General features: G+C 68.3%; 19 protein-coding genes and 1 pseudogene. 15 read left to right on the top strand and 5 right to left on the bottom strand.

All coding sequences use genetic code 11. The features are described from left to right. Positions 1-356: 356 nt before the first annotated feature. The 14 genes from FSYMDG_RS24570 to FSYMDG_RS12830 all read left to right on the top strand — a co-directional run bounded on the left by FSYMDG_RS24570 (position 357) and on the right by FSYMDG_RS12830 (position 14,299). Complete coding sequence (locus tag FSYMDG_RS24570) at positions 357-3,533, top strand: ROK family protein (protein ID WP_013873889.1); 3,177 nt, start codon at positions 357-359, stop codon at positions 3,531-3,533. 122 nt (positions 3,534-3,655) lie between these two features. After that, a complete protein-coding gene (locus FSYMDG_RS12890) occupies positions 3,656-4,183 on the top strand; it encodes an intradiol ring-cleavage dioxygenase (protein WP_013873888.1) in 528 nt (175 codons plus the stop codon). Positions 4,184-4,319: 136 nt separating this feature from the next. Next, the gene (locus tag FSYMDG_RS12885) at positions 4,320-5,534 is read left to right on the top strand and encodes an aminotransferase class III-fold pyridoxal phosphate-dependent enzyme (protein WP_050803786.1); all 1,215 of its coding nucleotides are present in this window, start codon (positions 4,320-4,322) and stop codon (positions 5,532-5,534) included. 76 nt (positions 5,535-5,610) lie between these two features. After that, positions 5,611-6,564 carry an inositol monophosphatase family protein gene (locus FSYMDG_RS12880; protein ID WP_013873886.1) on the top strand — a complete coding sequence of 318 codons (954 nt, stop codon included), beginning with the start codon at positions 5,611-5,613 and terminating at the stop codon, positions 6,562-6,564. Further along, positions 6,561-7,499 carry a diiron oxygenase gene (locus tag FSYMDG_RS12875; RefSeq protein WP_013873885.1) on the top strand — a complete coding sequence of 313 codons (939 nt, stop codon included), beginning with the start codon at positions 6,561-6,563 and terminating at the stop codon, positions 7,497-7,499. The genes FSYMDG_RS12880 and FSYMDG_RS12875 overlap by 4 nt, the downstream gene beginning before the upstream one ends. A gap of 96 nt (positions 7,500-7,595) precedes the next feature. Beyond that, complete coding sequence (locus tag FSYMDG_RS12870) at positions 7,596-8,531, top strand: tRNA synthetase class II (G H P and S) (protein ID WP_013873884.1); 936 nt, start codon at positions 7,596-7,598, stop codon at positions 8,529-8,531. Beyond that, positions 8,528-9,553 carry an NAD(P)H-dependent flavin oxidoreductase gene (locus FSYMDG_RS12865; RefSeq protein ID WP_013873883.1) on the top strand — a complete coding sequence of 342 codons (1,026 nt, stop codon included), beginning with the start codon at positions 8,528-8,530 and terminating at the stop codon, positions 9,551-9,553. Before FSYMDG_RS12870 ends, FSYMDG_RS12865 begins: the two co-directional genes overlap by 4 nt. Continuing rightward, a complete protein-coding gene (locus FSYMDG_RS12860; protein ID WP_013873882.1) occupies positions 9,546-9,791 on the top strand; it encodes an acyl carrier protein in 246 nt (81 codons plus the stop codon). Before FSYMDG_RS12865 ends, FSYMDG_RS12860 begins: the two co-directional genes overlap by 8 nt. Before the next feature lie 55 nt (positions 9,792-9,846). After that, complete coding sequence (locus tag FSYMDG_RS12855) at positions 9,847-10,332, top strand: MOSC domain-containing protein (protein ID WP_202797622.1); 486 nt, start codon at positions 9,847-9,849, stop codon at positions 10,330-10,332. A 136-nt stretch (positions 10,333-10,468) separates the two neighbouring features. Beyond that, positions 10,469-11,350, top strand: a complete 882-nt coding sequence (locus tag FSYMDG_RS12850; RefSeq protein WP_013873880.1) for a hypothetical protein — start codon at positions 10,469-10,471, stop codon at positions 11,348-11,350. Between the two features lie 187 nt (positions 11,351-11,537). Beyond that, on the top strand, positions 11,538-12,389 hold the full coding sequence (locus FSYMDG_RS12845) for an effector-associated domain EAD1-containing protein (protein ID WP_013873879.1): 852 nt from the start codon (positions 11,538-11,540) through the stop codon (positions 12,387-12,389). A 305-nt stretch (positions 12,390-12,694) separates the two neighbouring features. Further along, positions 12,695-12,988 (top strand): DUF5994 family protein, encoded by a 294-nt coding sequence (locus FSYMDG_RS12840; protein WP_013873878.1) that lies wholly within the window; start codon positions 12,695-12,697, stop codon positions 12,986-12,988. Beyond that, positions 12,985-13,878: a transglutaminase-like domain-containing protein gene (locus FSYMDG_RS12835; protein WP_237702747.1), complete on the top strand. Its 894-nt coding sequence runs from the start codon at positions 12,985-12,987 to the stop codon at positions 13,876-13,878. The genes FSYMDG_RS12840 and FSYMDG_RS12835 overlap by 4 nt, the downstream gene beginning before the upstream one ends. A 160-nt stretch (positions 13,879-14,038) precedes the next feature. Then, positions 14,039-14,299 carry a hypothetical protein gene (locus tag FSYMDG_RS12830; RefSeq protein ID WP_085948557.1) on the top strand — a complete coding sequence of 87 codons (261 nt, stop codon included), beginning with the start codon at positions 14,039-14,041 and terminating at the stop codon, positions 14,297-14,299. Positions 14,300-14,462: 163 nt separating this feature from the next. Here the strand turns inward: FSYMDG_RS12830 and FSYMDG_RS12825 are convergent, their stop codons facing one another. The 5 genes and pseudogenes from FSYMDG_RS12825 to FSYMDG_RS12805 form a co-directional block, all read right to left on the bottom strand. Continuing rightward, complete coding sequence (locus FSYMDG_RS12825) at positions 14,463-15,671, bottom strand: cytochrome P450 (protein WP_013873875.1); 1,209 nt, start codon at positions 15,669-15,671, stop codon at positions 14,463-14,465. Positions 15,672-15,802: 131 nt separating this feature from the next. Continuing rightward, positions 15,803-16,894 carry a type III polyketide synthase gene (locus FSYMDG_RS12820; protein ID WP_013873874.1) on the bottom strand — a complete coding sequence of 364 codons (1,092 nt, stop codon included), beginning with the start codon at positions 16,892-16,894 and terminating at the stop codon, positions 15,803-15,805. A gap of 942 nt (positions 16,895-17,836) precedes the next feature. Continuing rightward, positions 17,837-18,160 carry a hypothetical protein gene (locus FSYMDG_RS28510; protein ID WP_237702746.1) on the bottom strand — a complete coding sequence of 108 codons (324 nt, stop codon included), beginning with the start codon at positions 18,158-18,160 and terminating at the stop codon, positions 17,837-17,839. Between the two features lie 358 nt (positions 18,161-18,518). After that, a pseudogene (locus FSYMDG_RS12810) lies at positions 18,519-19,344 on the bottom strand (ATP-binding cassette domain-containing protein). After that, positions 19,341-19,718 (bottom strand): GntR family transcriptional regulator, encoded by a 378-nt coding sequence (locus FSYMDG_RS12805; RefSeq protein ID WP_013873872.1) that lies wholly within the window; start codon positions 19,716-19,718, stop codon positions 19,341-19,343. The pseudogene FSYMDG_RS12810 and the gene FSYMDG_RS12805 overlap by 4 nt, the downstream one beginning before the upstream one ends. Positions 19,719-19,953: 235 nt before the next feature. Between FSYMDG_RS12805 and FSYMDG_RS12800 the strand changes: the two genes are divergently transcribed. Beyond that, positions 19,954-20,685, top strand: a complete 732-nt coding sequence (locus tag FSYMDG_RS12800; protein WP_013873871.1) for a metal-dependent hydrolase — start codon at positions 19,954-19,956, stop codon at positions 20,683-20,685. Positions 20,686-21,108 lie beyond the last annotated feature (423 nt).

Here is a 21,108-nt window from a genome sequence, read left to right as displayed (position 1 = left end):
CCGGAGCGGCGTCCGACGGTCGTCGGGGTGGACGGCTCGCCGGGGTGGACGGCTCGCCGGGGTGGACGGCTTGCCGGGGTCGCGGGTGCCAGCCGGCGGCGGGTGACGGATTTTCCGGACGAATATGTGACCAGCGCCGACCGTCCGAGCGGAACGGGAACGTCGCGGCAAGCCGGGCAATTGCAACACCATCGTCGCACCGCTACATTGACAGACCCGGTTGTGAAACTATAGTGGACATTGACAGCCGAGTGGCGAGAGCCACACGCCTGAGTCATATTGCTTGAGTCAGAGCCATTGCCTGAGCCACATTCCTGAGTCATACGGCCTGCGGCCGTGGACTCCTGGGAGGCGCCGTGAAAGCACTGGTGTATCTGGGTTCCGGCTCCGTCGAGATACGAGAGCGTCAGTTTCCGGACATTGCCCGGCGCGACGACGTCCTGGTCAGAGTCACCGGGACGGGAGTCTGCGGTACCGATCGCAAGATTCTGCTCGGCCGCTTTCCGGCACGGCCTGGTGTGGTTCTCGGGCACGAGGCCGTGGGTGTGGTGGAGGCAACGGGGCCGGATGTCACAACGGTGCGGCCCGCCGACCGGGTGGTGGTCAACCCCACCCTGTTCTGCGGCGGCTGCCCGCCCTGCCGGCGTGGGGCGACCAATTTCTGCCAGCACAAGCGAGGAACGGAGGTCGGCGTCGACCGCGACGGCACGTACGCCGACTACGTCGTGCTGCCGGAACGCTTCACCGAACGGCTTCCGGAAGGCATGAGGTTTCGTCAGGCCGTGCTGGTGGAGCCGCTGGCCTGTGTGCTCAACAACGTCCTCGCGGCGGACGTCTCCTTCGGCGACACCGTGGCCGTGCTCGGCGCGGGGCCGATCGGCGTGCTGACGGGCCTGGTCGCGGCGCGACGGGCACGGCGGGTGGTGGTCGTCGAGTCCGACCCGTACCGGCTGGCGACGGCCAAGGCGGCCTTCACCCATGTCGTGGACGGCGGGGGAGCGGATCCGACGGACACCGTGGTGGCGGCGGGCGACGGACGGCGGCCCGAGGTCGTGTTCGACACGACGGGCACGGCCGTGGAGCGGGCGTTGCGCCTGGTGGCCGACGGGGGGCGGGTCGTGGGGATGGGCTTCGACGCCACCTACTCGACGCTGATGACACCGATGTACCTGACCAGCCACGGCATCAGCCTGATCGGGGCGGGGGACTACCGAGCCGATGTCTTCCCCGTCGCTGTCGACCTGGCCCGTGAACTGCCGCTGGAGTCCCTGGTGACGCACGAGTTCCCGCTCGAGCGCCACCAGGACGCCTTCGGTCTGCTGGCCTTGGGGGGATGCGGGATACGGCGCGATGAAGGTCGTCATCCGGTCCGATCCGGCGCCCGTGGGGGCGGACGGCTGGCCTGCGAGCGACCGATGAGCACGCGCGGCCCGCTGTACGGCTCGGTGGAGTCAGGCGGAACAAAGATGGTGTGCCTGCTGGGGACGGGCCCCGACGACGTCGCCGCCCACATTCGCTTCCCCACCGGGGAGCCGGGGCCGACACTTGCCCGGGTGGTCGCGTTCTTCCGGGAGGCCGCGGCCGATCACGGGCCGCCGGCCGCGGTGGGCGTCGCGTCCTTCGGCCCGCTGGAGCTGCGCCGCTCCCACCCCCGGTACGGGTTTGTTACGAACACGCCCAAACCCGGCTGGAGCAACGTGGACGTCCAGGGCAGGCTCGCGCGTGAGCTGGGTGTTCCCGTGACGATCGACACCGATGTCAACGGGGCCGCGCTGGGCGAGGGCCGGTGGGGCGCGGCACGTGGGCTGGAGACCTTCGTGTACATCACGGTCGGTACCGGGGTCGGCGGTGCGGCGGTTGTCGGCGGCCGGCCGGTGCGCGGGCTGGTGCACACCGAGATCGGCCATGTGGCGGTGGCACGGCAGCCGGGGGACGGGTTCGCGGGCAACTGCCCCTTCCACGGGGACTGTCTGGAGGGCATGGCGAGCGGACGGGCGGCCGCCGCCCGCTGGGGGCGGCCGGCGGAAGAACTCGCCGGTCAGGAGCTTCGCAGGGCGGTCGAACTGGAGGCGGCCTATCTGGCCGAGGGGCTGCGCAACGTCGTCTACTGCACCGCGCCCGAGCGGATCGTGATCGGGGGCGGGATGTCGGTGCTGCCGGGACTGTTCCCCCTGGTACGGGCCGAGTTGGCGAAGCGGCTCGCCGGGTATCCGGGCCTGCCGGAACAGGCGGCGGACGACTTCGTCGTGTCAGCCGCGCTCGGTTCGATGGCAGGCCCGGCGGGCGGTCTCGTCCTGGCTGCCCGGGCCGCGACCATCGCACGCCAGGACGGAGCGTCGCCGGACGACACGTCGCCGAACGCCGCCGCGGCAGACGCTGCCCAGAACCGCGCGAATGTCGCCCAGAACCGCGTGTACGTGGACCGGCCTCGTCACGAGGAGAACCGGACGCACGGCAGGAGAACGGGTGAGACGGCGATCAGCGATTCCGTCCGTCTCGAGACCGATGTCCGTGCCTGGCTGCTCCACGACGCGCTGCCGGGTGACAGCGTGCGGCACGCGCGTCCGCTTCCCGGCGGGTACACCAACGAGTCGATCCTGCTGACAACCCGTAGAAACGAGCGCTATGTCCTGCGCCGTTACGGTTCGGGCGGAGGCGGGACGGCGGTGCGGCGCAACCCCTGCGAGGTGGAGGCCGCCCTGCTGACGCGGCTGCACGGCCGGGTCCCGGTGCCCGAACTCGTGGCCGCGGACTCGGACGGCCGGGCGACGGGCCGTCCGGCCCTCGTCTACCGTTTCGTCCAGGGCGTCACGTTGTCCGGACCGCTGGCGGATGCCTCTGCGGAGGGTGCGGATTCCCTGGGCCGGGAGGTCGGCGCGGCACTGGCCCGCATCGGCATGTTCGCTCTGCCCGGGCCGGGATACTTCGAGGAAGCCTCGCTCGTGCCCCGGCCGGTGAGGCGGGATGTCACGAGCGATCTGCCGGAATTCGTGGAGAGGCTCCTCTCGGCGGCGCGGCACCCGGACGGACGGCCCGGCGGCACCGGTCGCGCCGCGCAACGCCTCAGCTCCTCCGACGTGGCGACGCTGCGGTGGCTGGCCGAGAGGAGCGCGCGGCCGTGCGCCGCCGTGTGCGGCCAGCGCAGCCTCGTCCACAACGACTTCAACCCGAAGAACGTGCTGGTCGAGCGGCGGAGTGACGACCGCTGGCAGGTGGCCGCGGTGCTCGACTGGGAACTGGCCTTCAGCGGTTCGCCGCTGGTGGACATCGGCAACATGCTGCGCTTCGCCGACGACTACCCGACGGCCTTCTCCCGGGGGTTGACGGACGCCTTCCAGGCCGGCGGCGGTCTGCTGCCACCGGACTGGCCGCGGATCAGTCGTGCCCTCGATCTCTTCGCGTTGACGGACATCCTGACCCGTCCCCCGGACGACGACCTGTTCGCCCGGGCCCGGGCCGTCATGCTGCGCCACGCGGCCCACGAGAGAGAGCTCCGCCGTTCCCCTTCCAACCAGATCTCGCCGTTCATCTGACCCGTTCACGCGTCGCACGCACCTCGATCGAGACCGAACGGCGGGCGGCGGACGGCTTCCTGTATCGCTCCGCGAAAACTCCGTGAGGCGTTTCTCGCGTCGATCACCGAAGGAGTTCCAAGATGACGGAAACAGCGCGGGGACAGGAGCTCCTGACCCCGACACCCGAATGCAGGTGCAACGGCACACCGCCGACTCCCGAACAGACCGAGGGGCCGTACTACAAGCCCTGCACCCCGTACAAGACAAACTTCCGCAACGATGTCGGGGCTGGTACGCCCATGGTACTGTCCGGCCGTGTCGTGGGGCTGGACGGAAAACCGGTCGGCGGTACGCTGCTGGACTTCTGGCAGGTCGGCGACGAGGGTGTGTACGACGAGGAGGGCTTCACCCTGCGCGGACACCAGTTCGCCGACACCGCGGGGAACTGGCGGCTGGAAACCGTCCTGCCGGCCGTCTACCCGGGCCGTACCCGCCACGTCCACGTGAAGGTGCAGCCGCCCGGCGGCGCGGTGCTGACGACGATGCTGTACTTCCCGGGAGAGCGCAGAAACCGTCTGGACAGGCATTTCCGGCCGGAATGCCTCATGAACGTCCGCGAGGCGGCGGAGGGCTGGGAAGGGAGTTTCACCTTCGTTCTTCCCGTCTGAGCGCGGCCACGAGGCCGGCGGAATCGCGCCGGATGAACTCCGGCATTCGACGGCCGTCGCCCACACCAAGGGGGCGGTAAGCTTGTACGACACGCGGCGAATCCAGGACCTGCTCCACCACCAGGTCAGCGACTACATGATGCACCACGGTGACGGCATCTACCTGTACGACACCGAGGGCAGGGCGTACATCGACTGTGCCTCCGCCACCTTCAATCTCAGCCTCGGCTACAGCCACCCCGAAATCATCAAGGCCATCCGTGAGCAGGCCGATCTACTGATCCACGCCACTTCGACGTTCCAGACCAGGCCCGTCGACGAACTCGTCCGCAGGCTTGTCGCGGTGTCACCGCCGAACCTCACGCGGGTGCACCTGAAGGTGTCGGGGGGTTCCACCGCGAACGAGGGCGCGGTGAAGATGGCACAGGTCCACACTGGCCGCCGTGACGTGATCACCCTGTTTCGCAGCCACCACGGCCAGACCCTGCTGACGACGGCGATGTCCGGGGAGGCGTTCCGCAGGGAGCCGTTCCCGCTGCTCGTCCCCGGGGTCGTCCATGTCCCCGACCCGTACTGCCGGCGCTGCTTCTACCGGCAGCGGCCGGACACCTGCGGTCTGCTGTGCGCGGAACGGATCAACGACTTCATCGATCACGCGTCCTCGGGGAGTGTCGCCTGCGTCGTCGTCGAACCGGTGTCCGGCTCCGGCGGCAACATCGTGCCACCGGACGGATACCTGGCGGCGCTGCGCCGCATCTGCGACGAGCGGGGCATCGTCCTGGTCTTCGACGAGGTCCAGACCGGTATCGGCCGCACCGGGCACATGTTCGCCGCGGACCACTTCGATGTGCGGCCCGACATCATCACCACGTCCAAGGGGCTGGGCGGTTCCGGAGCCCAGGTCGCGGCGATCCTCACCAGCGGGGAGTTCTCCGGGCTCGGTGGCGAGTTCCACTCGTTCACGTACGGCGGCAACCTCCTGGCTGCGGCGGCCGCCGCCCGGACCCTCGAGATCGTCTCCCGGCCTGCCTTCCTGGCGAACGTCCGCGCGGTCGGGGCGCACATCATGCGGCGGCTGCGCGGCATGGCCCAGCGGTACCCCTGCGTCGACGACGTGCGGGGACTGGGCCTGATGATCGGAATCGAACTCACCGATCGTGATGGCCAGCCCGCCACCTCGCTGACACGGCATCTCGCGCGCAGCGGCATGGAGCACGGCCTGATCCTGCGCACCTCCCGCTACGGACGCGGAAACGTGCTGAAGATACGGCCGCCTCTGATCATCACAATCGAGGAGGCGGACCTGCTCTGCGACCGCCTGGAGACCCTCGTCGCCCAGGAGGCGCAGTGACCCTCGTCGCCTGGAGGGGCGCGGGGCGACGGACGTCACCTGGAGAGGTGCAGTAACGAACGGCAGGAGGGCCCGGATGGACGATCACGGGTGGCAGGGCTGGCGGGAGTACCTGCTCGGCCTCGCCCGGCTGGTGCGCGGCGAGATCACCGCGGGCCGAGCCCTGACGGAGAACCGCGGCGTACGCGGTCACTCGCCCGGTGGTGACGCCCAGTTCGGGATCGACGACGTGGCCGAGCGCGCCGTGTGGAAGTACGTCGTCGAGCGGGACCTGCCTATGGCCGTGTTCTCCGAGGACCGCGGCCTGCGCGAGCACGGCCGCGCCCCACGGCACCTGCTGGTTGTCGACCCCATCGACGGCACCCGCTCCGCCGTGGCCGGGCTGGAGTCCGCCACCGTCGCCGTCGCCGTCGCCCGCCTCACCGCGCGTCCCCGGATCGCGGACGTGCGGCACGCGCTGCTGATGGAGTGGAAGACCGGTGCCTGCCTGTACGCCGAGAGGGACACCCCCGGGGTGGTCGCGCACGGGTACGACCACCCCGTGCCCGCCCCGACCCGCACCACGGACCCGTCACGGATGTTCTGGTCGCTGGAGTTCAACGGGCACCCGGCCCGGCTGATGACCGAGGCATACGGACATCTCATCGACCTGTCGGCCAACACGGGGGGCGTGTTCGTCTTCAGCAGTGCCACCTACTCCATCTCCCGCCTGATCACCGGGCAGCTCGACGCGTACGTCGACATCGGCAACCGCCTGCTGCGGGACGACCCCGCGCTGCTCGGCGAGTTCCAGCGCGTGGGCAACGGACGCGTGCTGCACCTGTTCCCCTATGACATCGCCGCCGCCGTCCTGCTGGCCGAGAAGGCCGGCATCGTCATCACCGACGCCTACGGGCAGCCGCTGGGCGACACGGCCCTGACCGACCTGGACGTCACCAACCAGCGGTCCTGCGTGGCCGCCTCCACCCCGCAACTGCACAGGAAACTGCTCGACAGCATCGCCTGGCCCGTCCGGAAGGAGCCGGCATGACCTCGAACATTTCAGATACATCGAACATTTCGAATACCTCGAATATTTCGGGCACCTTGTGTGCCGCGGATATCACGGATGCCGGGTTCCAGCGGCTTCTCGACCGCCTCTCGGCCAGGGCCAGCAGCGACTACTACAACCCGTACACCACGTTCGACTGGCCACCGAGCCTGCCCGCGGACGAATTCTGGTTCTCGCCCGAACTGCTGTCCGTGCACGGGACGCAGTACGCCGAGAATCTCACCCCCGCCCAGCTGCGCGCCCTCAGCCGCTGGGAGAGCGTCAACTTCTACAGCCTGAACGTCCACGGAATCAGGGAACTGCTCATCGAGGTCATGCACCGGGTCCACACGCCCGGCTTCGAGACGCCGTCCGAGTTCTTCCACCACTTCATGGGTGAGGAGAACGAGCACATGTGGTTCTTCGCCACCTTCTGCCTGAAGTACGGCGGGCGAATTTACCCCAGCAAAAAACTGGGGCCGGCCGCTCCCGCCCAGGACCCGCGGCGGGAGAACTTCCTGGTGTTCGCCCGCATCCTGCTGTTCGAGCAGATCGTCGACCACTACAACGTGCACCTGGCCGCCGACGACCGGCTGCATCCCACCATCCGGCAGCTGAACCGGATTCACCACCAGGACGAGAGCCGCCACATCGCCTTCGGAGCACGGCTGGTCCAGCTGCTGTGGGAGCGGCTGCTGGCGGCCGGGCTGGACGCCGAGGACCGTGCGGCCGTCAGCCGCTACCTCGCCGACTATCTCAGCGCCAGCATGGCCTCGTTCTACAACCCCGCCGCCTACCGCGACACCGGGATCCCCGACGGATTCGCGCTCCGCGGGCGGCTGCTGAACCATCCCGCCCGTCGCGCCGCCCACGAGCGCGTACTGCGCAAGAGCACGGACTTCCTCACCAGGATCGGCATCCCCCTCGCGGTGTGAGCAGGCCACCACTGCCGGGCCGCCGGCCACCACCGTCGGCGCGCCACGCGCCCGGCCTCCTTCCCGCCATCCACCAGACAGGCCCTAGGGAGGACGATGTCCCGCACCGAGTCCCACACCGGCGGGTCCCACACCGGCGGGTCCCACACCGGCGGGTCCCGTACCGAGCACACCACTGTGCCCGCCGGCTCTCCCACGGCCTGGTCCGCGTGCGACGGTCTGGCCTGCCTGGGCGGGGCGGCGACCTCGCTGCTGCGCACCCTCGACGACGTCTTCGCGGGCTGGGGCACCGCCCGCGGTGCCGAGCCGATGACGCTCCCGCCGTTGCTGCCGGCCGCGGCCCTCAGAGAACTGGACTACTTCCACAACTTCCCGCACCTCGGCAGCGTCGTCAGCGGCATCAGACCGGACCGCCTCGACCACTACGGTGCGGGGAAGGCGGTCGTCCCGATCCCCGCCCAGGATCTCAGCGATGCCACGTACCTGCTGCCGTCGGCCACCTGCTACGCGGGGTTCCTGCACTTCACCGGCACCGAGCTCGCCGGACCGGCGACCCTGGTGACCATGGTGTCCCGCTGTTTCCGCAACGAGGAGCACTACGACGGCCTGCGCCGCCTGTGGGGCTTCACCATGCGGGAGATCGTCTGTCTCGGCTCCCGTGAGGCGGTCCAGGCGCACCTCGACAACCACCACCAGGAGATCGCCGCCTTCGCCGCGTGCCTCGGGATCGAGCTGCGCCGCGTCCCCGCGACCGATCCCTTCTTCCAGAAGGACGGATCGCGTGCGGTGATGCAACTCCTCGCGCCGGTCAAGGAGGAGTACGCAAGCCGGGACGGCACGGCGGTGGCCTCGTTCAACCACCACCGGAACTTCTTCGGGGAACGCTGCGCCATCCGATACGCGGGACGGCCCGCGTTCACCGGGTGCGTCGCCTTCGGCCTGGAACGCTGGCTGCACGTCCTGGACGAACGCTTCGACGGGGACCTCGTCGCGGCCCGGGACGCGGTCCTGAAGGCGGGAGCCGTCCAGTGACCGCGCCGAGCGTGCCCGTGCTCCCCGGCCGGCTGGGACGGGCCCTCGGACTCACCCTGCCTCTGCTCCAGGCCGGGATGGGTGGCATCGCGGGACCCAGGCTGTGCGCCGAGGTGTCCCGCGCGGGCGCCGGCGGCGTACTCGCCCTCTACAGGGAACCGCCAGCCCAGGTGAGCCGTCTTGTCACCGCCACCGCCCGGACGACCACACGTCCGTTCGGCGTCAACCTCATCCCGGAGGTGGCGGGCCCGGCCACCGCCCGCGCCCAGCTCGACGCCGCACTGGACAGCCTGCCCGGGCACGCCTTCGTGACCTTCTACGGGCTCCCCGACCCGGACCTGCTGACCACGTCCGCCGGAGCGGGGCACCCGACGGTGGTTCAGGTCGGCACCGAGGCCACCGCCGAGCGGGCGCTGGAACGCGGCGCCACCATCGTCGTCCTACAGGGCAGCGAAGCGGGCGGTCACCTGCTCGGTGACCTGCCCGCCCTGCCCCTGCTGCGCGCGGTACGCAAACGCCACCCGGACGCCGTCCTCGCCGTGGCCGGCGCAGTGGCGACCGGGGCCGACCTTGCCCATGCCATCGCGGAGGGCGCGGACGGTGCCATGGCCGGCACCGTCTTCGCCGCCACCCACGAATCGGAGGCCCATCCGCTCTTCAGACGCCGGATCGTCGCGGCCGCGGCCACGGACACCGTGGTGACGACGCGTTATGACATCGGATGGCCACACCGGCCCCACCGGGTGCTGCGCAATGCCCTGACCGATTCCGAACAACGGCTTCCCGCCCGATTCGTCGCGACCGTCACGACGGCGGACGGCAGGCGCCTGCCCGTCCCCCGGTACAGCGCGACCGCGCCGTCGGTGCGCGCCGAGGGCCGGGTCGAGGACATGGCCATGTACTGCGGCCGCTCCTGCGAGCGGGTCACGGCCGTCGAACCGGTCGCTGCCCTGCTGGCCCGCTTCCGTACCGAATACGCCCTTGCCGTCCGTGACGCGCGAGGAATGACAGCCCATGCATGACACACTCAAGCCGATCGTCGACTGGCTGCGTGAACGCAACCCGGAGCTCGACGAGATCCCCACCGATCTCGATCTCATCGAGAACCGCCTTGTCGACTCGCTCGGCTTCATGGAGTTCATCCTGCTGCTGGAGGACGTCGTGGGCCACGAACTACCCGTCGCCGAACTGAGCGTCGACCAGTTCCGCACGCTCGACACCATCGAGGAGAACTTCCTCGGTGGGGAACGGAGCCATTGAACACGAGCAGGCGCCATCGAACGTGGGAAGGTGCCGCTGAATGTGGGAAGGCAGCGTGGTCTCGCTTCACGTCGCGCCCGCTCACGGCGTGCCCATGACAGAGGTCGGCGAGGTCCTCGCGGTGGCCGGCCGCGGCCTGGTAGGTGACCGCTACTTCCGCTACTTCCACGACGGAGCTGCCGGCGGGCCGTCCCGGCACGTCATCGGCCGCTCCTCCGGCGTCTGCGAGATCTCCTTCATCGACGTCGACGCCCTCACGGCCCTGAAGCACGACCACGGTGTCTTTCTCACCTCGGGAGAAGCCCGCCGCAACGTGGTCTGCCGCGGTGTTCCCCTCGACCAGTTGGTGGGCCAGGAATTCACCGTCGGCGCCGACGTCCGTGTGCGCGGCACGGCTCTCAGCGAGCCGTGCGCCCGCCTGGAACGGCTCACCCGACCGGGTGTGCTGCGCGGACTCCTCCACCGCGGCGGCCTTCGCGCGATGATTGTCAGCGGGGGAGTCCTACGAACCGGGGACCCCGTACGGCTGGGCCGCCTCTGACGGAACCGTGCCTGTCGCGTGCGCCGGCTCCCCGACCGGTGCCGATTCCTTTGTGTCTTCTGTGTCTTCCTCTGCGCCCTCCTCACTCGGCCGGTACATGCCGGGTACACACTGCCGCGTTCGATAGGCTCGTGCGGTGTCCAGCCGAGGGGTGTCGGCGGGTGCCGCGCACCGCGCGGGGGAACTGGTTGCCGTCGCCCGTGACGACCCGGCGCTGCGTCTCCGGCTCGCCGCGCAGTTCTACGACCGACGTGTCGCGGCCCGGAGCATCCGACCGTATCGGCGTGCCGAAATAGCCTTCATGCGTTGGCAGATCCAGCGCGGACTGCTGGCACCCGCCAGCGCCGCGACGCCCGGCAGCCCGTGGTGGCGGGCCGTGAACGAGTCCCTGCTCCGCGACACGGTCGAGGCAGATCTGCTGTCCAACGGCGCGTCCGGCGAGCCCAGCACGACCGCGGTGCGGCACTGGCTGGCGTTTCTGCGGCGTCCCGCTCCGGAAGCCTGGTACCGCGCGCACAACGCCAGCATCGTGGCCGGCTACCTGAACAACCGCGGGCTCGTCGCGCTCGAGACGCCGCTCGAACGGTTCTTCATGGACGTCGCGCTCCTGCGCGTCCTCTACGCGCACAGCCTGCTCAGGCGCCCCAAACTGGCACTCGGCAGGCTCGCCGTGCTCGGCGCCCTCCTGGGCGATCCGCGTCGCCGGGCGGCCGATCTCTTTCTGTCCCTCCAGAACGTCCTCCCCGACAGGTACCCCTTGGCGGACCTGACGATCGAGACGGTACTCGCCCAGGAGAACCGCCTTGCCCGCGTTTTCGACTACGGCGTTATCTCCACCCGCATCGAACTGCTGTACCGCTACGCCGCCGCCGATCTCGACGAGCCGCGGGTATCCACACTCTGCAACGGGCAGTGCCCGGTATACGCCTGGCCGTACGAGTACTGCCACGTCTGGCGGACCAACCGATCCCAGCTCGGCATCGCGTTCATACGCGCGCTGCTCGGCCCGCCGCACTGACCCGGCCCGTGCATGTTCTCGCCCGTCCCCATCGCCGGCGCTGTTCGGCTGCCCCAGATCGGCGGGCCCGGAGCGTTGAGGGTGAGACTCGGACTTTCGTTCCCGGCCAACCTCCGGCGGCGGGGACCGGGGCAGCGGACTTATAAGATCTGAAGGGCCGTAGGGGTGCGACCAGCGGGAGAAGCGAGTGGCGGACCGCTCCACACGACTGACCGAGGTCGAGGTCGCCGAGCTGGCACACGTGCTGCACAGCCTGACCGCGGCGATCCAGGTACTCGACGAGGCGGGGATGGAGCGGTCCCGCATGCCGTACTGGCAGGGGCGCAACGCCTTGGAGTTCTGGCACGAGGTCAACGTCATGCTCGACGCGGGCGTCCTGATCGACGGTCGTCGGCGGGTCCTGGCCGCCGCAGCTCGGTGGTTTCCCGCGAATGATGTCTTCCGCCGGGTCGATGAGGACCCGCACCCGCGGCCCGCTTTCGATGTCGCTACCGCGGTCCCGCCAGCGGCCCCGGGCGAGATGCCGGCGGCCGGCATCCGCAGCTTCGTCACCGCGAAGCTTCCGCCGGTCCAACGCTGGATGGACATGGACGGCCTGGTTGAGGTCGTGGCCCGTCTGCTGGCGCCGGGCGAGATACCGCTCGACGTCGCCAATGGTGCCTTCGGCCGCTCCGTCCCCGGTTCTGGCATCATGCTGCTGACTGATCATGGATTCGCGATCGCTGATCGTGTGCAGGGCAGCGGCCTCGGGCAGGTGATCCGGGTCAGTTGGCCGCTGGTGACCGAGGTCAGACTCTCCCATCGGCGGCGGGTGGTCGTCGCGGTCAGCGATGTCGAGCTGATGGCCGAGGGCAACCGGATCATATTTCGCGGAGTACTGCGGGAGCCGGCGATCCGGATAGCGGACAGGATCCGGACGAGGCTCTCCGCAGAGAGCGCGGACGCCGGTGGGTCAGCGGGCAGGTATTCGTCGAATACGGGTGGGGCCAAAGGCGTACAGGTCGGTGACGGCAACGCCCAGACAAACACCTTCCAGTGATCCGGGGGCTGTGAGCGGTCGCGGCCGCTGGGGTGGTGTACGGAGAGTGATTTTACGCGATTCGGGTTCAGGTTGTGCGGTGGCCGTGATGCGCACCGTGCGTACCCGACCACATTCGACGGACGTTCCCATAAAAGACTCGTTGATCCCTGGGAATCGCCGTGTTCGTCAACGTGATCTCCCTTGAGTGCCTCCCATATGGTAACCTGTAAAAAGGCTGGTGATTTTGCGAATATCGACATAATGTCGATATGGTTGTCGGTCGTTGTCATCCGGCGGGGTATCGTCGGGGTGAGGTGGCCGTCGTGACGGCGCACCAGACCTTCTCTGTTCTCGACTGCGTCCGGCTCGACGACAACGACGGCGTGGCCACCGACCGGCTGTCCTGCACCCCATCCGTGCCAGGTACCCGGCCGGTGGCCGTGGATCCGGTGTCCTCGGCGGAGGGTGTCGAACCGCGCCTGTCCCTGGCTCCGGGCACGGATTCTCGGCCGCCTGACGGAAGCTGGTGGCCGCGATCACTTAGCCTGGCTGCCGAACTTCCCGGCCTCGTCACGGACGAGATCCTGTGCACTGCCGGGGTGGCGTCCCCTACGTGACCGATGTGCAGTCGGCAAGTGACCGACCGTCCGCGCATCCCGGCGGGGCGACCGAGCGAGTGGTCAGTTGCGACCTCACCTTCGATGTCGGGGAACCTGCGGACGTCGCCCTCCACATCGCCGCGGCCAACGGTCGGGTGGTCCGTGCCGAGCGGCTCGACGTGACGATCGACAGGAGGGTGCTCCCGGCCGCGATCGAGCTGGCCACACCGCACGGTGGTCGACTGCATCTTCTGCGCACACCCCCGGGAATCCTGTCCGTGTCCTACCGGGCTGAACTCGCCGCTCCACCTGCCACCGCCGGACAACCGGCCACAGCCATCCGCGGTGGCCTGCCCGGCCTGCCTGGCCTGGAGCAGTTGACCTACCTGCGGGCGAGCCGCTACTGCCCGTCGGACCACGATGTCGGGTTCGCGGTCGCCGAGTTCGGCGGCCTGCCACCCGGACGGCCCCAGGCGGAGGCGATCACACAGTGGATTCACAGCCGGGTGGGCTATGTTCCGGGTTCCACCAACGTCCACAGCTCCGCCGATGACGCGCTGCTCACTGGGCAGGGAGTATGCCGCGATTTCGCCCATCTCGGGATCACCTTGTGCAGGGCTCTCCAGATACCGGCGCGCTTCGTCGCTGTGTACGCACCCGGCCTGACTCCGATGGATTTCCACGCCGTCTTCGAGGCATGGTTCGACGGCGCGTGGTGGACCTACGACGCCACCTGCCGAGCCCCCCGGGAGGGCATGGTCCGCATCGCAACCGGTCGCGATGCGGCTGACACGGCCTTCGTCAACGTCCTGCGAGGCATCGTCGCCCTCCAGTCGACGGAGGTGACCGCGACAGTCACCGGCCTGCTCCCCATCGACGACAACCTCGCCCCCCACCGGCTCTGCTGATCGCGGGCCAGGACCTGCCTGGGGGAGCAGGCCCAGCCGATCACTGCCGTTGGCGGTCAGGGGCACCGGCTGCCTGGGCGGTCCGAACGGTCTGCGATCGCTGTCAGGGGCAGACCACTGACGACGGGCGGGCCTATCCACACAGGAAGCAAAGATTGCTATGAATGATCCAAATCGACTTGACGCAATCGCCGCACGAATGCTCACCGCGCAGCGGGCCACCCGTGGCGCTCGCCACCTCGCCAATGCGGCGGTCGAACTCGGGGAACCGGTGGAGACCGCCGGTATGGCGATCATCATCAACGAGTACCGCCAAGCGTACCGCGAGGTCCACAGTGTGCTCACCAGCGGCGATCCAGCCGACATCCTCTACCTGGTAGCGCGCATGGACCCCACCCTGGCCAGCGGCTCCAGCGCCTGACGTCGGACGAGGCTCCGGTGAAGCGTTCCAGTCCGGATTCACCGGGAACGGTCTCGTCCTGGTGCAGGCAGGTGAAGAGGACCGGCCGCGCCTGTCCCCGCGCGCGGACAGCAGGCCGACGGTGAGCGCACCGTATGGCGTCGCGGGGGCTCCCGGGCTGGCTTTACCAGGCGACCGGCAGCGCGAGCGGGTAACGCCAGATGGACACCGTGTTCCACCGCACGTCCTGCGCGGGTACAGCCAGCCGCAGTCCGGGGAAACGGGTGAGCAGTGTGCCAATGGAGACCTGGAGCGTCATGCGCGCCAGATGGGATCCGAGGCAGTGGTGGCTGCCGTATCCGAAGGTCATGTGCGGGACGGGATCCTTCCGTCCGAAGTCGAGTTCGTCGGCGCGGTCGTAGACCATTTCGTCGCGGTTGGCGGTCAGATACGACACGTGCACGGTGTCACCGGCCCTGATGGTGACACCGTCGAAGTCGACGTCCTCCAGGGCCACCCGCGGAATGCCGACGCCCTGACGGAACGGGATGTACCGGAGCAACTCCTCGATGGCCTGCGGCAGTATCTCGGGATGGGCACGCAGCTGGCCAAGCTGCACGGGGTGCGTCAGCAGCGTGTAGACAATATTGCTGATGTTGTACGTGGTGGTGTCGTGACCGGTGACCAACAGGAGCATGGCCAGCACGGCCAGTTCCTCCTCATTGAGCATCTCGCCACCGATCTGTGCGGTGGCGAGCGCGCTGACCAGGTCGTCGCCGGGGACACGGCGGCGTTTTGCGGTCAGCTCGGCGAAGTAGGCCCGCAGCTCCGCCTTTGCTTTCACGGCCGAAGCCTGGTCGACGGCGCTCATGGACATCATGGCCGAGGCACACCGGCGAAGTTGGGGCCGGTCCGCTTCGGGGATGTCCATCAGCGCGCAGATCGTCATGAGCGGCAGCCGACCCGCCAGATGATCGGCGAGATCGGCCGGCGCGCCGTTCCTGGCCATTCGGGTCAGCAGTTCGTCCGTGCTCCGCTGGGTCCAGGGCCGCAGTTTCTCGACCTGGCGCGTGGTGAACGCCTTGAGAATCAGAGCACGCACTCTGTTCAGCGCGGGCGGATCCATGAGATTGATCGACTCGGACTGCGCGATGGGGGCAGGCGTGATCCGTGGGAAGTCCCGCCCGATCAGCGAGGCCCGGCTGAAACGCCGGTCCGTGGTGACTGTCCGCACGTCCGCATCGCGGGTGACCAGCCAGCAGTCGCCGTCCCCGTACGGCATCCGGACGCGGGTGACGGGGGCCTCGGCCCGCATCCGGGTCATGAAGGGGTCCGGTTCCAGAGCGTCGTCGTGCCGGAACGGGCACGTCGGCGCGGAGTTCGAGACGGACATTCCACAACCACCTTTCGGTAGGAAACTGTGATCGACATGTCCGGCGTCGACCAGGCTGCCCGGGGAACGCGAGACAGTCGATGAAAAGTCCGCGGTGGCGTCCGGTCCGGATCGGAGCGGCCGGTCCAAACTCAGGCCCGCTTTCCGACCCGGTCCGCTCTCTTTACCGTGAGGGGGTCTGCCTGCCAGCGCCCGACCGACATCTCAGCCGTGATCCCGGGGCCGAAACCCGCCAGAATACCGCATCCACCGTTCGGAACCGCGCCTTCGGTGAAGATTCGCCGAAGGGCGTCGAGTACGACGGCGCTCGCGATGTTCCCGTACTCGGTGAGCGTCGCCCTGCTGTGGCGAAACTCGTTGGGTGCGACATCGAGAAAACGGCTCAGGTCGTCCAGAATCCGGGGTCCGCCAGCGTGGACCACGTAGAAGTCCAGCAGTGACGCGTTCCAGCCGTTCTCTTCTGCCAGGTTGCGCAGGACCGGCGCCAGCGGTTCCATGGTCTTCGGGACGCGTCGGTCGAGCTGGAAATGAAAGCCGGTGGCCTTCACAGCGTAGGAAATCCATTGTTCGGTGTTCGGTATCAGGTAGGAACCGGTCCTTTCCAGGCGCATGCCCGTCCCTCCGGAGGCGCGCACCACGGCAGCCGCCACGGCGTCACCGAACAGGCCGTTCGACAGCAGGTTGCCGATCTCGACATCGGTGGGCTGGTAGCAGAGCGAGCAGAACTCGCAGGCCACGATCAGAGCGTTTGATCCGGGATGGGCGGTACAGAAGTCAAATGCGCGGTTTATCCCTGCTCCGCCAGCCGCACAGCCCAGCTGGGCAATGGGGAGCTGGCGTGTCTCCGGTCTGAATCCGAGCTTGTTGATGAGCCAGGCCGTCAGTGACGGCATCATGAACCCGGTACAGGACAGGTACACTATCATGTCGATATCGGCAGGCGACATCTCCGCATTTCGAAGCGCGCGGTGCACGACGTCCGGAACCCGCGCCCTGGCCTCTTCCGCATAGATGTGGTTTCTGGTCTCAAAACCTGGATGCTTCAGTGTCTCGTCAATCGGACGAACAATGTGACGCTTGACGACGCCGGTGTTACTTATGAGGCGCAGGGCGAGCGGGAGGGCAGGGTGATCTCTGTGCAGACGCTGAGCCAGTTCAAGAGTCTCACCCATGGTCAGGATATTTTCTGGAACCGCGACAGCCGGTTCACACAGAACAGGCATCAGCAGATTCTCCTTCAGCGCACAGGAGCCGTGGGAGGCTGTATCGTGGACGAAGCCGAGTGGTCTCCGCCCACGGTTCGACCGGTTGTGCTACTACTGCTGTCGGGCGGCGACTGAATGTGGCTGGCGCGGGCCGTGGCCGTCCGGTCAGGGGCGACAGGTCAGTGCCCGAAGGCCGCGGAGAACGCACCGATCGGACCGGGTTTCACCGGGAAACAGGACTCATCAGGACATTTCGTGTCGCGCATGGGGACGGCGGACGCCCGAGCGGGCCCCGCGTGGAGAACGCCCAGTCCCGATGGCCTCCCAGCAGCCGCCTGCGGGCAACAGGGACAGGGCCACGGAAAATACCGACTGTTCTCAGGCGTTCGGACTGCTGTTTTTCCCGTCGCGCCGGCGGCCACCGGGTGTGGTGGGCATGTTCAGGTGCCGGGGTGACAGGTTGGAGCCTTCGTGACCGACTCGGCCCCCGTGCCAATGAACAAGCTCACCAAAACCTGGAACACCGCGAGGATCAACATGGTTACTCTTCTCATACCCATCACCTCTTTTCATGGCAATGAGACCGTGGTGTTCCTTCTCGCTGTGCCGGCAAAAACTACCGGACGGGTCGCCTGTTCCTGGCAGGGGCGAAAAGAAAAACCGGACCCTGTTGTGAGGATACCCTGAACCAGTAGCCACCAAACAATAACGGCCTCGCCGCCGAGGCTGAACTGGCGGAATCGCATACTTGGCGTCGTGATGTCCCTGACGGTGGGCTTTGCGTTCAGCATTCGGTACCGATCATTTCCTGCGGCTCTCGCGCACCTCCGTCGTCTGGTGTCCCCCCGTCCCGGCGGTGGGATGTCGCCATCTCCGGCCGCCCGCGATCAGCGGTGGAAGTCCTGCTTTGCGGCCGCGGCGGACCGGGCGTGGGTGTTGTTGAACCGGCTGGTCAGACGGTTACCCGGCGCATCGTGGTGAACCCCCGGCGAACAGCGCGACCGTGAGGGCCGCGAGAACGCCGGTCAGCCCGGTGGCGCTGAGAGCGGTGAAGAAGCCGCCGATGCTCGCCCAGGCGTCGGCCCAGGTGGTGAGGAGCGTGGCGGCGAGGAGAACGATGACCTGGCCGGCGATGAAGACGGCCATGCCGATGACGTTCCAACGGCGGTAGACGATGCCGAACCACATGCCGTAGACGAACAGCAGCGCCAGGCCCACGAACGAGGTCAGCCAGGTGAGGTACCACGCTCCCCCGAGGATGTGGGCCACCCGGAAGAAGTGCATGTTCCTGCCCCATCCGCCGGTGGCCCGCTCGATGGCCTGCAGACCGGCGAGGGCGAGCCCGTAGACGGCGGCAAGGACGACAGCCAGACCGGCGGTGCCAAGATAGCAAGATAGTAGGAGCTCCGGCTGGCCCCCAGTGCTAGCCCGAACGGCAACGACCGGTAGGTGCTGAACAGCCCGCCGATGAACACCCAGACGTAGATCGTGACCAGCCCGCCGGTGTGGATGACCGGAGTCTGGGTGGCGACGATCAGGTTGACGGCGAAGCTGAACGCCATGACGCCCCAGGGCAGCCCCGCGTAGAGGGGCCACTGGACGAGATGATAACGGGCGGTGTTGCTGACAGTGCGCCAGGTGGTCATGCGCTTGTCCTCTCGTGCTGCTCCTCGCGGGCCCGGCCCGAGGCGTGGACCATCACCTGCTGCAGCGACAGGGGCTCCAGGCGCAGGTGCAGGTCGCGGGCGCAGCGCAGGTCACCCTCCTCGAGGGCCCCGGCGACGACGACGGTCTCCTGGGCGCCGACCCTGCGGCGATCCCAGACAGGGCGGCCGGCGACAAGCTCTCCACCGCGGCGACCGGGCCGCTCACGGTCACGAACGCGCCACGGAGGTCGTCGGTGTCGGCGTCGAGAACGACCCGTCCGCGGTCGATCACCACGACTCGCTCCAGCAGTCCGGCGACCTCGTCGATCAGATGGGTGGACAGCACCATCGCACGGGGGTGCTCGGCGTACTCGGCGAGCAGACGGTCGTAGAACAGCTGGCGGGCGACCGCGTCGAGACCGGCGTAGGGCTCGTCGAACAGCGTCACCTCGGCTCGTGCCGCCAGGCCGAAATCGCCGATCAGCGTCTCGGCCAGTTCGGCACTCCAGTTCGGACAGGACCACGAGGCCGCCTTCAGGACGTGGCGGACCCTGATGTCGGGGAAGGTCTGGTCCTCGCGGACGAACACCATGCGGCGAAGGACCGCGTCATTCTCGATCGGGCTGGCACCGAGCACCAGAACCTGCCCGGCCGAGGGGAACTCCTGGGCGCGACGATGCGCAGCAGGGTGGTCTTGCCAGCGCCGTTGCGGCCCAGCAGCCCGGTGATGGACGGCCCTTCGACGGTGAGCGTGACGTCGTCGAGGGCGAGGTGGTCGCGGTAGCGGCGGGTCAGACCGGCCACCGAGATCGTCGCGGTCATGGTCTGATCCCTTCCTCGGTGTGGCTGGCTTCCCGGATCAGCGTCACCAGTTCGTCGGCGTCGAACCCGAGCCGGTGCGCTTCGGCAACCAGCGGCTGCACGTAGCGTTCGGCGAACCGCTTGCGGCGTTCCGCGAGCAGTCGCTCACGGGCGCCGGCCGCCACGAACATGCCGATCCCTCGGCGCTTCTCCAACAGCCCGTCGTCGGTCAGCACGTTGATGCCCTTGGCCGCGGTGGCGGGATTGATCCGGTGGTAGGCGGCCAGCTCGTTGGTCGACGGCACCCGTTCGCCCTCCGCGAGGGCGCCATCGGCGATCTGGTCAGCCAGCCGTTCGGCGATCTGGGTGAACAGCGGTGCTCCGTCATCGAGCACATCGACCCTCCAGCTCTCGACAGTGGGACGGTTCATTGGCTAGTTGGTTCATTGGTTAGTTACTTTACTATGGCACCGACGAAGCTGATCCCGTCAAGGGCAGGTGAGATGACGGAGCAGAGCCGCTGCGAGGCGCCGCGCAGCCGCCTGCAACGCGGTTCCGCCTGGGGGTTGTGAAGATCGGAGAGGGGACGGTTTATAGTCCGTCGGTGCCGATCACTGAGGTTGACGTTTCATGATGGGGCGGACGCACGTGCTGAGCGGGGCGGTGGTCTGGTTGGCGGCCGCGCCCGCGCTGTCCCGGGGGGAGTGGCTGGGCTCGCAGCGATTGCTGGGCTTACACACCGGGTCCCTGTCCACCGCCCAGCTGGCCGCCGGCGCGGTGGTGTCCGCGGGCGCGGCGCTGCTGCCCGACATCGACCATCCCAGCGGCCGGATCGCCAACACCTTCGGGCCGGTCACCCACACGATGTGCAAGCTGATCGGCCGGGCCAGCGGCGGCCACCGGCACGCCACCCACTCGATCCTGTTCGCGCTCGCCATGGGCGCGCTCATGAGCACGCTGGCCGTCCACGCCGAGTACGCCTGGTGGGCCGCGCTGTTCGTCCTCGTCGGCTTCGGGCTGCGCGGTCTCGGACTGGACTTCGAACGGCAGGGGCGCCTGTCCTCCGTCATCGACTGCGTGGTCGCCGGGCTCGCGGTCTTCCTCATGCACGATCTCGACATGAGCTTCGCCGGTTACGCGGTGGCACTGGGATGCCTCGCCCATCTGGCCGGGGACTGCCTGACCCCGCGCGGCTGCCCCCTGCTCTGGCCGGTCGGCCGGCGGATGGAGATCCCTCTGATCCCCCGGACGGGCGGCAGGGCCGAGGAACGGGTGGTCATACCGCTGCTGGCCGTCGCCGCCATCGCCCTGACCGCGTGGACCGTGTCGGACGGGATCCCGTTCTCCCCGCTCACCGGCTGACCAGCGGTAGGTCGCCTGTTCGTCCACCTGACATGCCGTGGCACGTAGGTCGATCTGATGCGTCGTGATACCGCCGGTTGGCACGGGTGGGCCGGGTTACTGCGTTGGGTCGAACGCGGTGACGGTGCGGTCGTGGTGAGCGGCCGTCCCGCGAACGTCACGAGAGTCCATGAGGGCCAGGACCATCCGCGCCGAACCAGCCGACTTCTGAATTTTTGATTCTATCACTTTTTGATCAATAGGATTTCTGGTTATATCGTTCTATGATCAACCAGCGGGTGGCCGGCGGGTCACCCCTGTGTGCGGCTCTGCCACATCTCGGACGTATCGCCGCGGATGCTGGCCGGACGGGTCGACAGCCACAGGCTCCCCGAGCGGCGCGAGCTGGTTGACGAGCCACCCATGACAGCCCCCGGCAAGAGA

The organism is Candidatus Protofrankia datiscae (assembly GCF_000177615.2).
GTDB lineage: Bacteria > Actinomycetota > Actinomycetes > Frankiales > Frankiaceae > Protofrankia > Protofrankia coriariae.
This window is presented reverse-complemented; position numbering and strand designations above follow the sequence as displayed.

Bases quoted from the DNA above. Each gene is read 5' to 3' on its own strand.
- FSYMDG_RS12880 (WP_013873886.1), top strand. From the start codon at position 5,611: ATGGACGATCACGGGTGGCAGGGCTGGCGGGAGTACCTGCTCGGCCTC.
- FSYMDG_RS12800 (WP_013873871.1), top strand. From the start codon at position 19,954: ATGATGGGGCGGACGCACGTGCTGAGCGGGGCGGTGGTCTGGTTGGCG.
- FSYMDG_RS12825 (WP_013873875.1), bottom strand. From the start codon at position 15,671: ATGTCCGTCTCGAACTCCGCGCCGACGTGCCCGTTCCGGCACGACGAC.
- FSYMDG_RS12885 (WP_050803786.1), top strand. From the start codon at position 4,320: ATGATGCACCACGGTGACGGCATCTACCTGTACGACACCGAGGGCAGG.
- FSYMDG_RS12870 (WP_013873884.1), top strand. From the start codon at position 7,596: ATGTCCCGCACCGAGTCCCACACCGGCGGGTCCCACACCGGCGGGTCC.
- FSYMDG_RS12830 (WP_085948557.1), top strand. From the start codon at position 14,039: ATGAATGATCCAAATCGACTTGACGCAATCGCCGCACGAATGCTCACC.
- FSYMDG_RS12820 (WP_013873874.1), bottom strand. From the start codon at position 16,894: ATGCCTGTTCTGTGTGAACCGGCTGTCGCGGTTCCAGAAAATATCCTG.
- FSYMDG_RS12875 (WP_013873885.1), top strand. From the start codon at position 6,561: ATGACCTCGAACATTTCAGATACATCGAACATTTCGAATACCTCGAAT.
- FSYMDG_RS12890 (WP_013873888.1), top strand. From the start codon at position 3,656: ATGACGGAAACAGCGCGGGGACAGGAGCTCCTGACCCCGACACCCGAA.
- FSYMDG_RS28510 (WP_237702746.1), bottom strand. From the start codon at position 18,160: ATGCACTTCTTCCGGGTGGCCCACATCCTCGGGGGAGCGTGGTACCTC.
- FSYMDG_RS12860 (WP_013873882.1), top strand. From the start codon at position 9,546: ATGCATGACACACTCAAGCCGATCGTCGACTGGCTGCGTGAACGCAAC.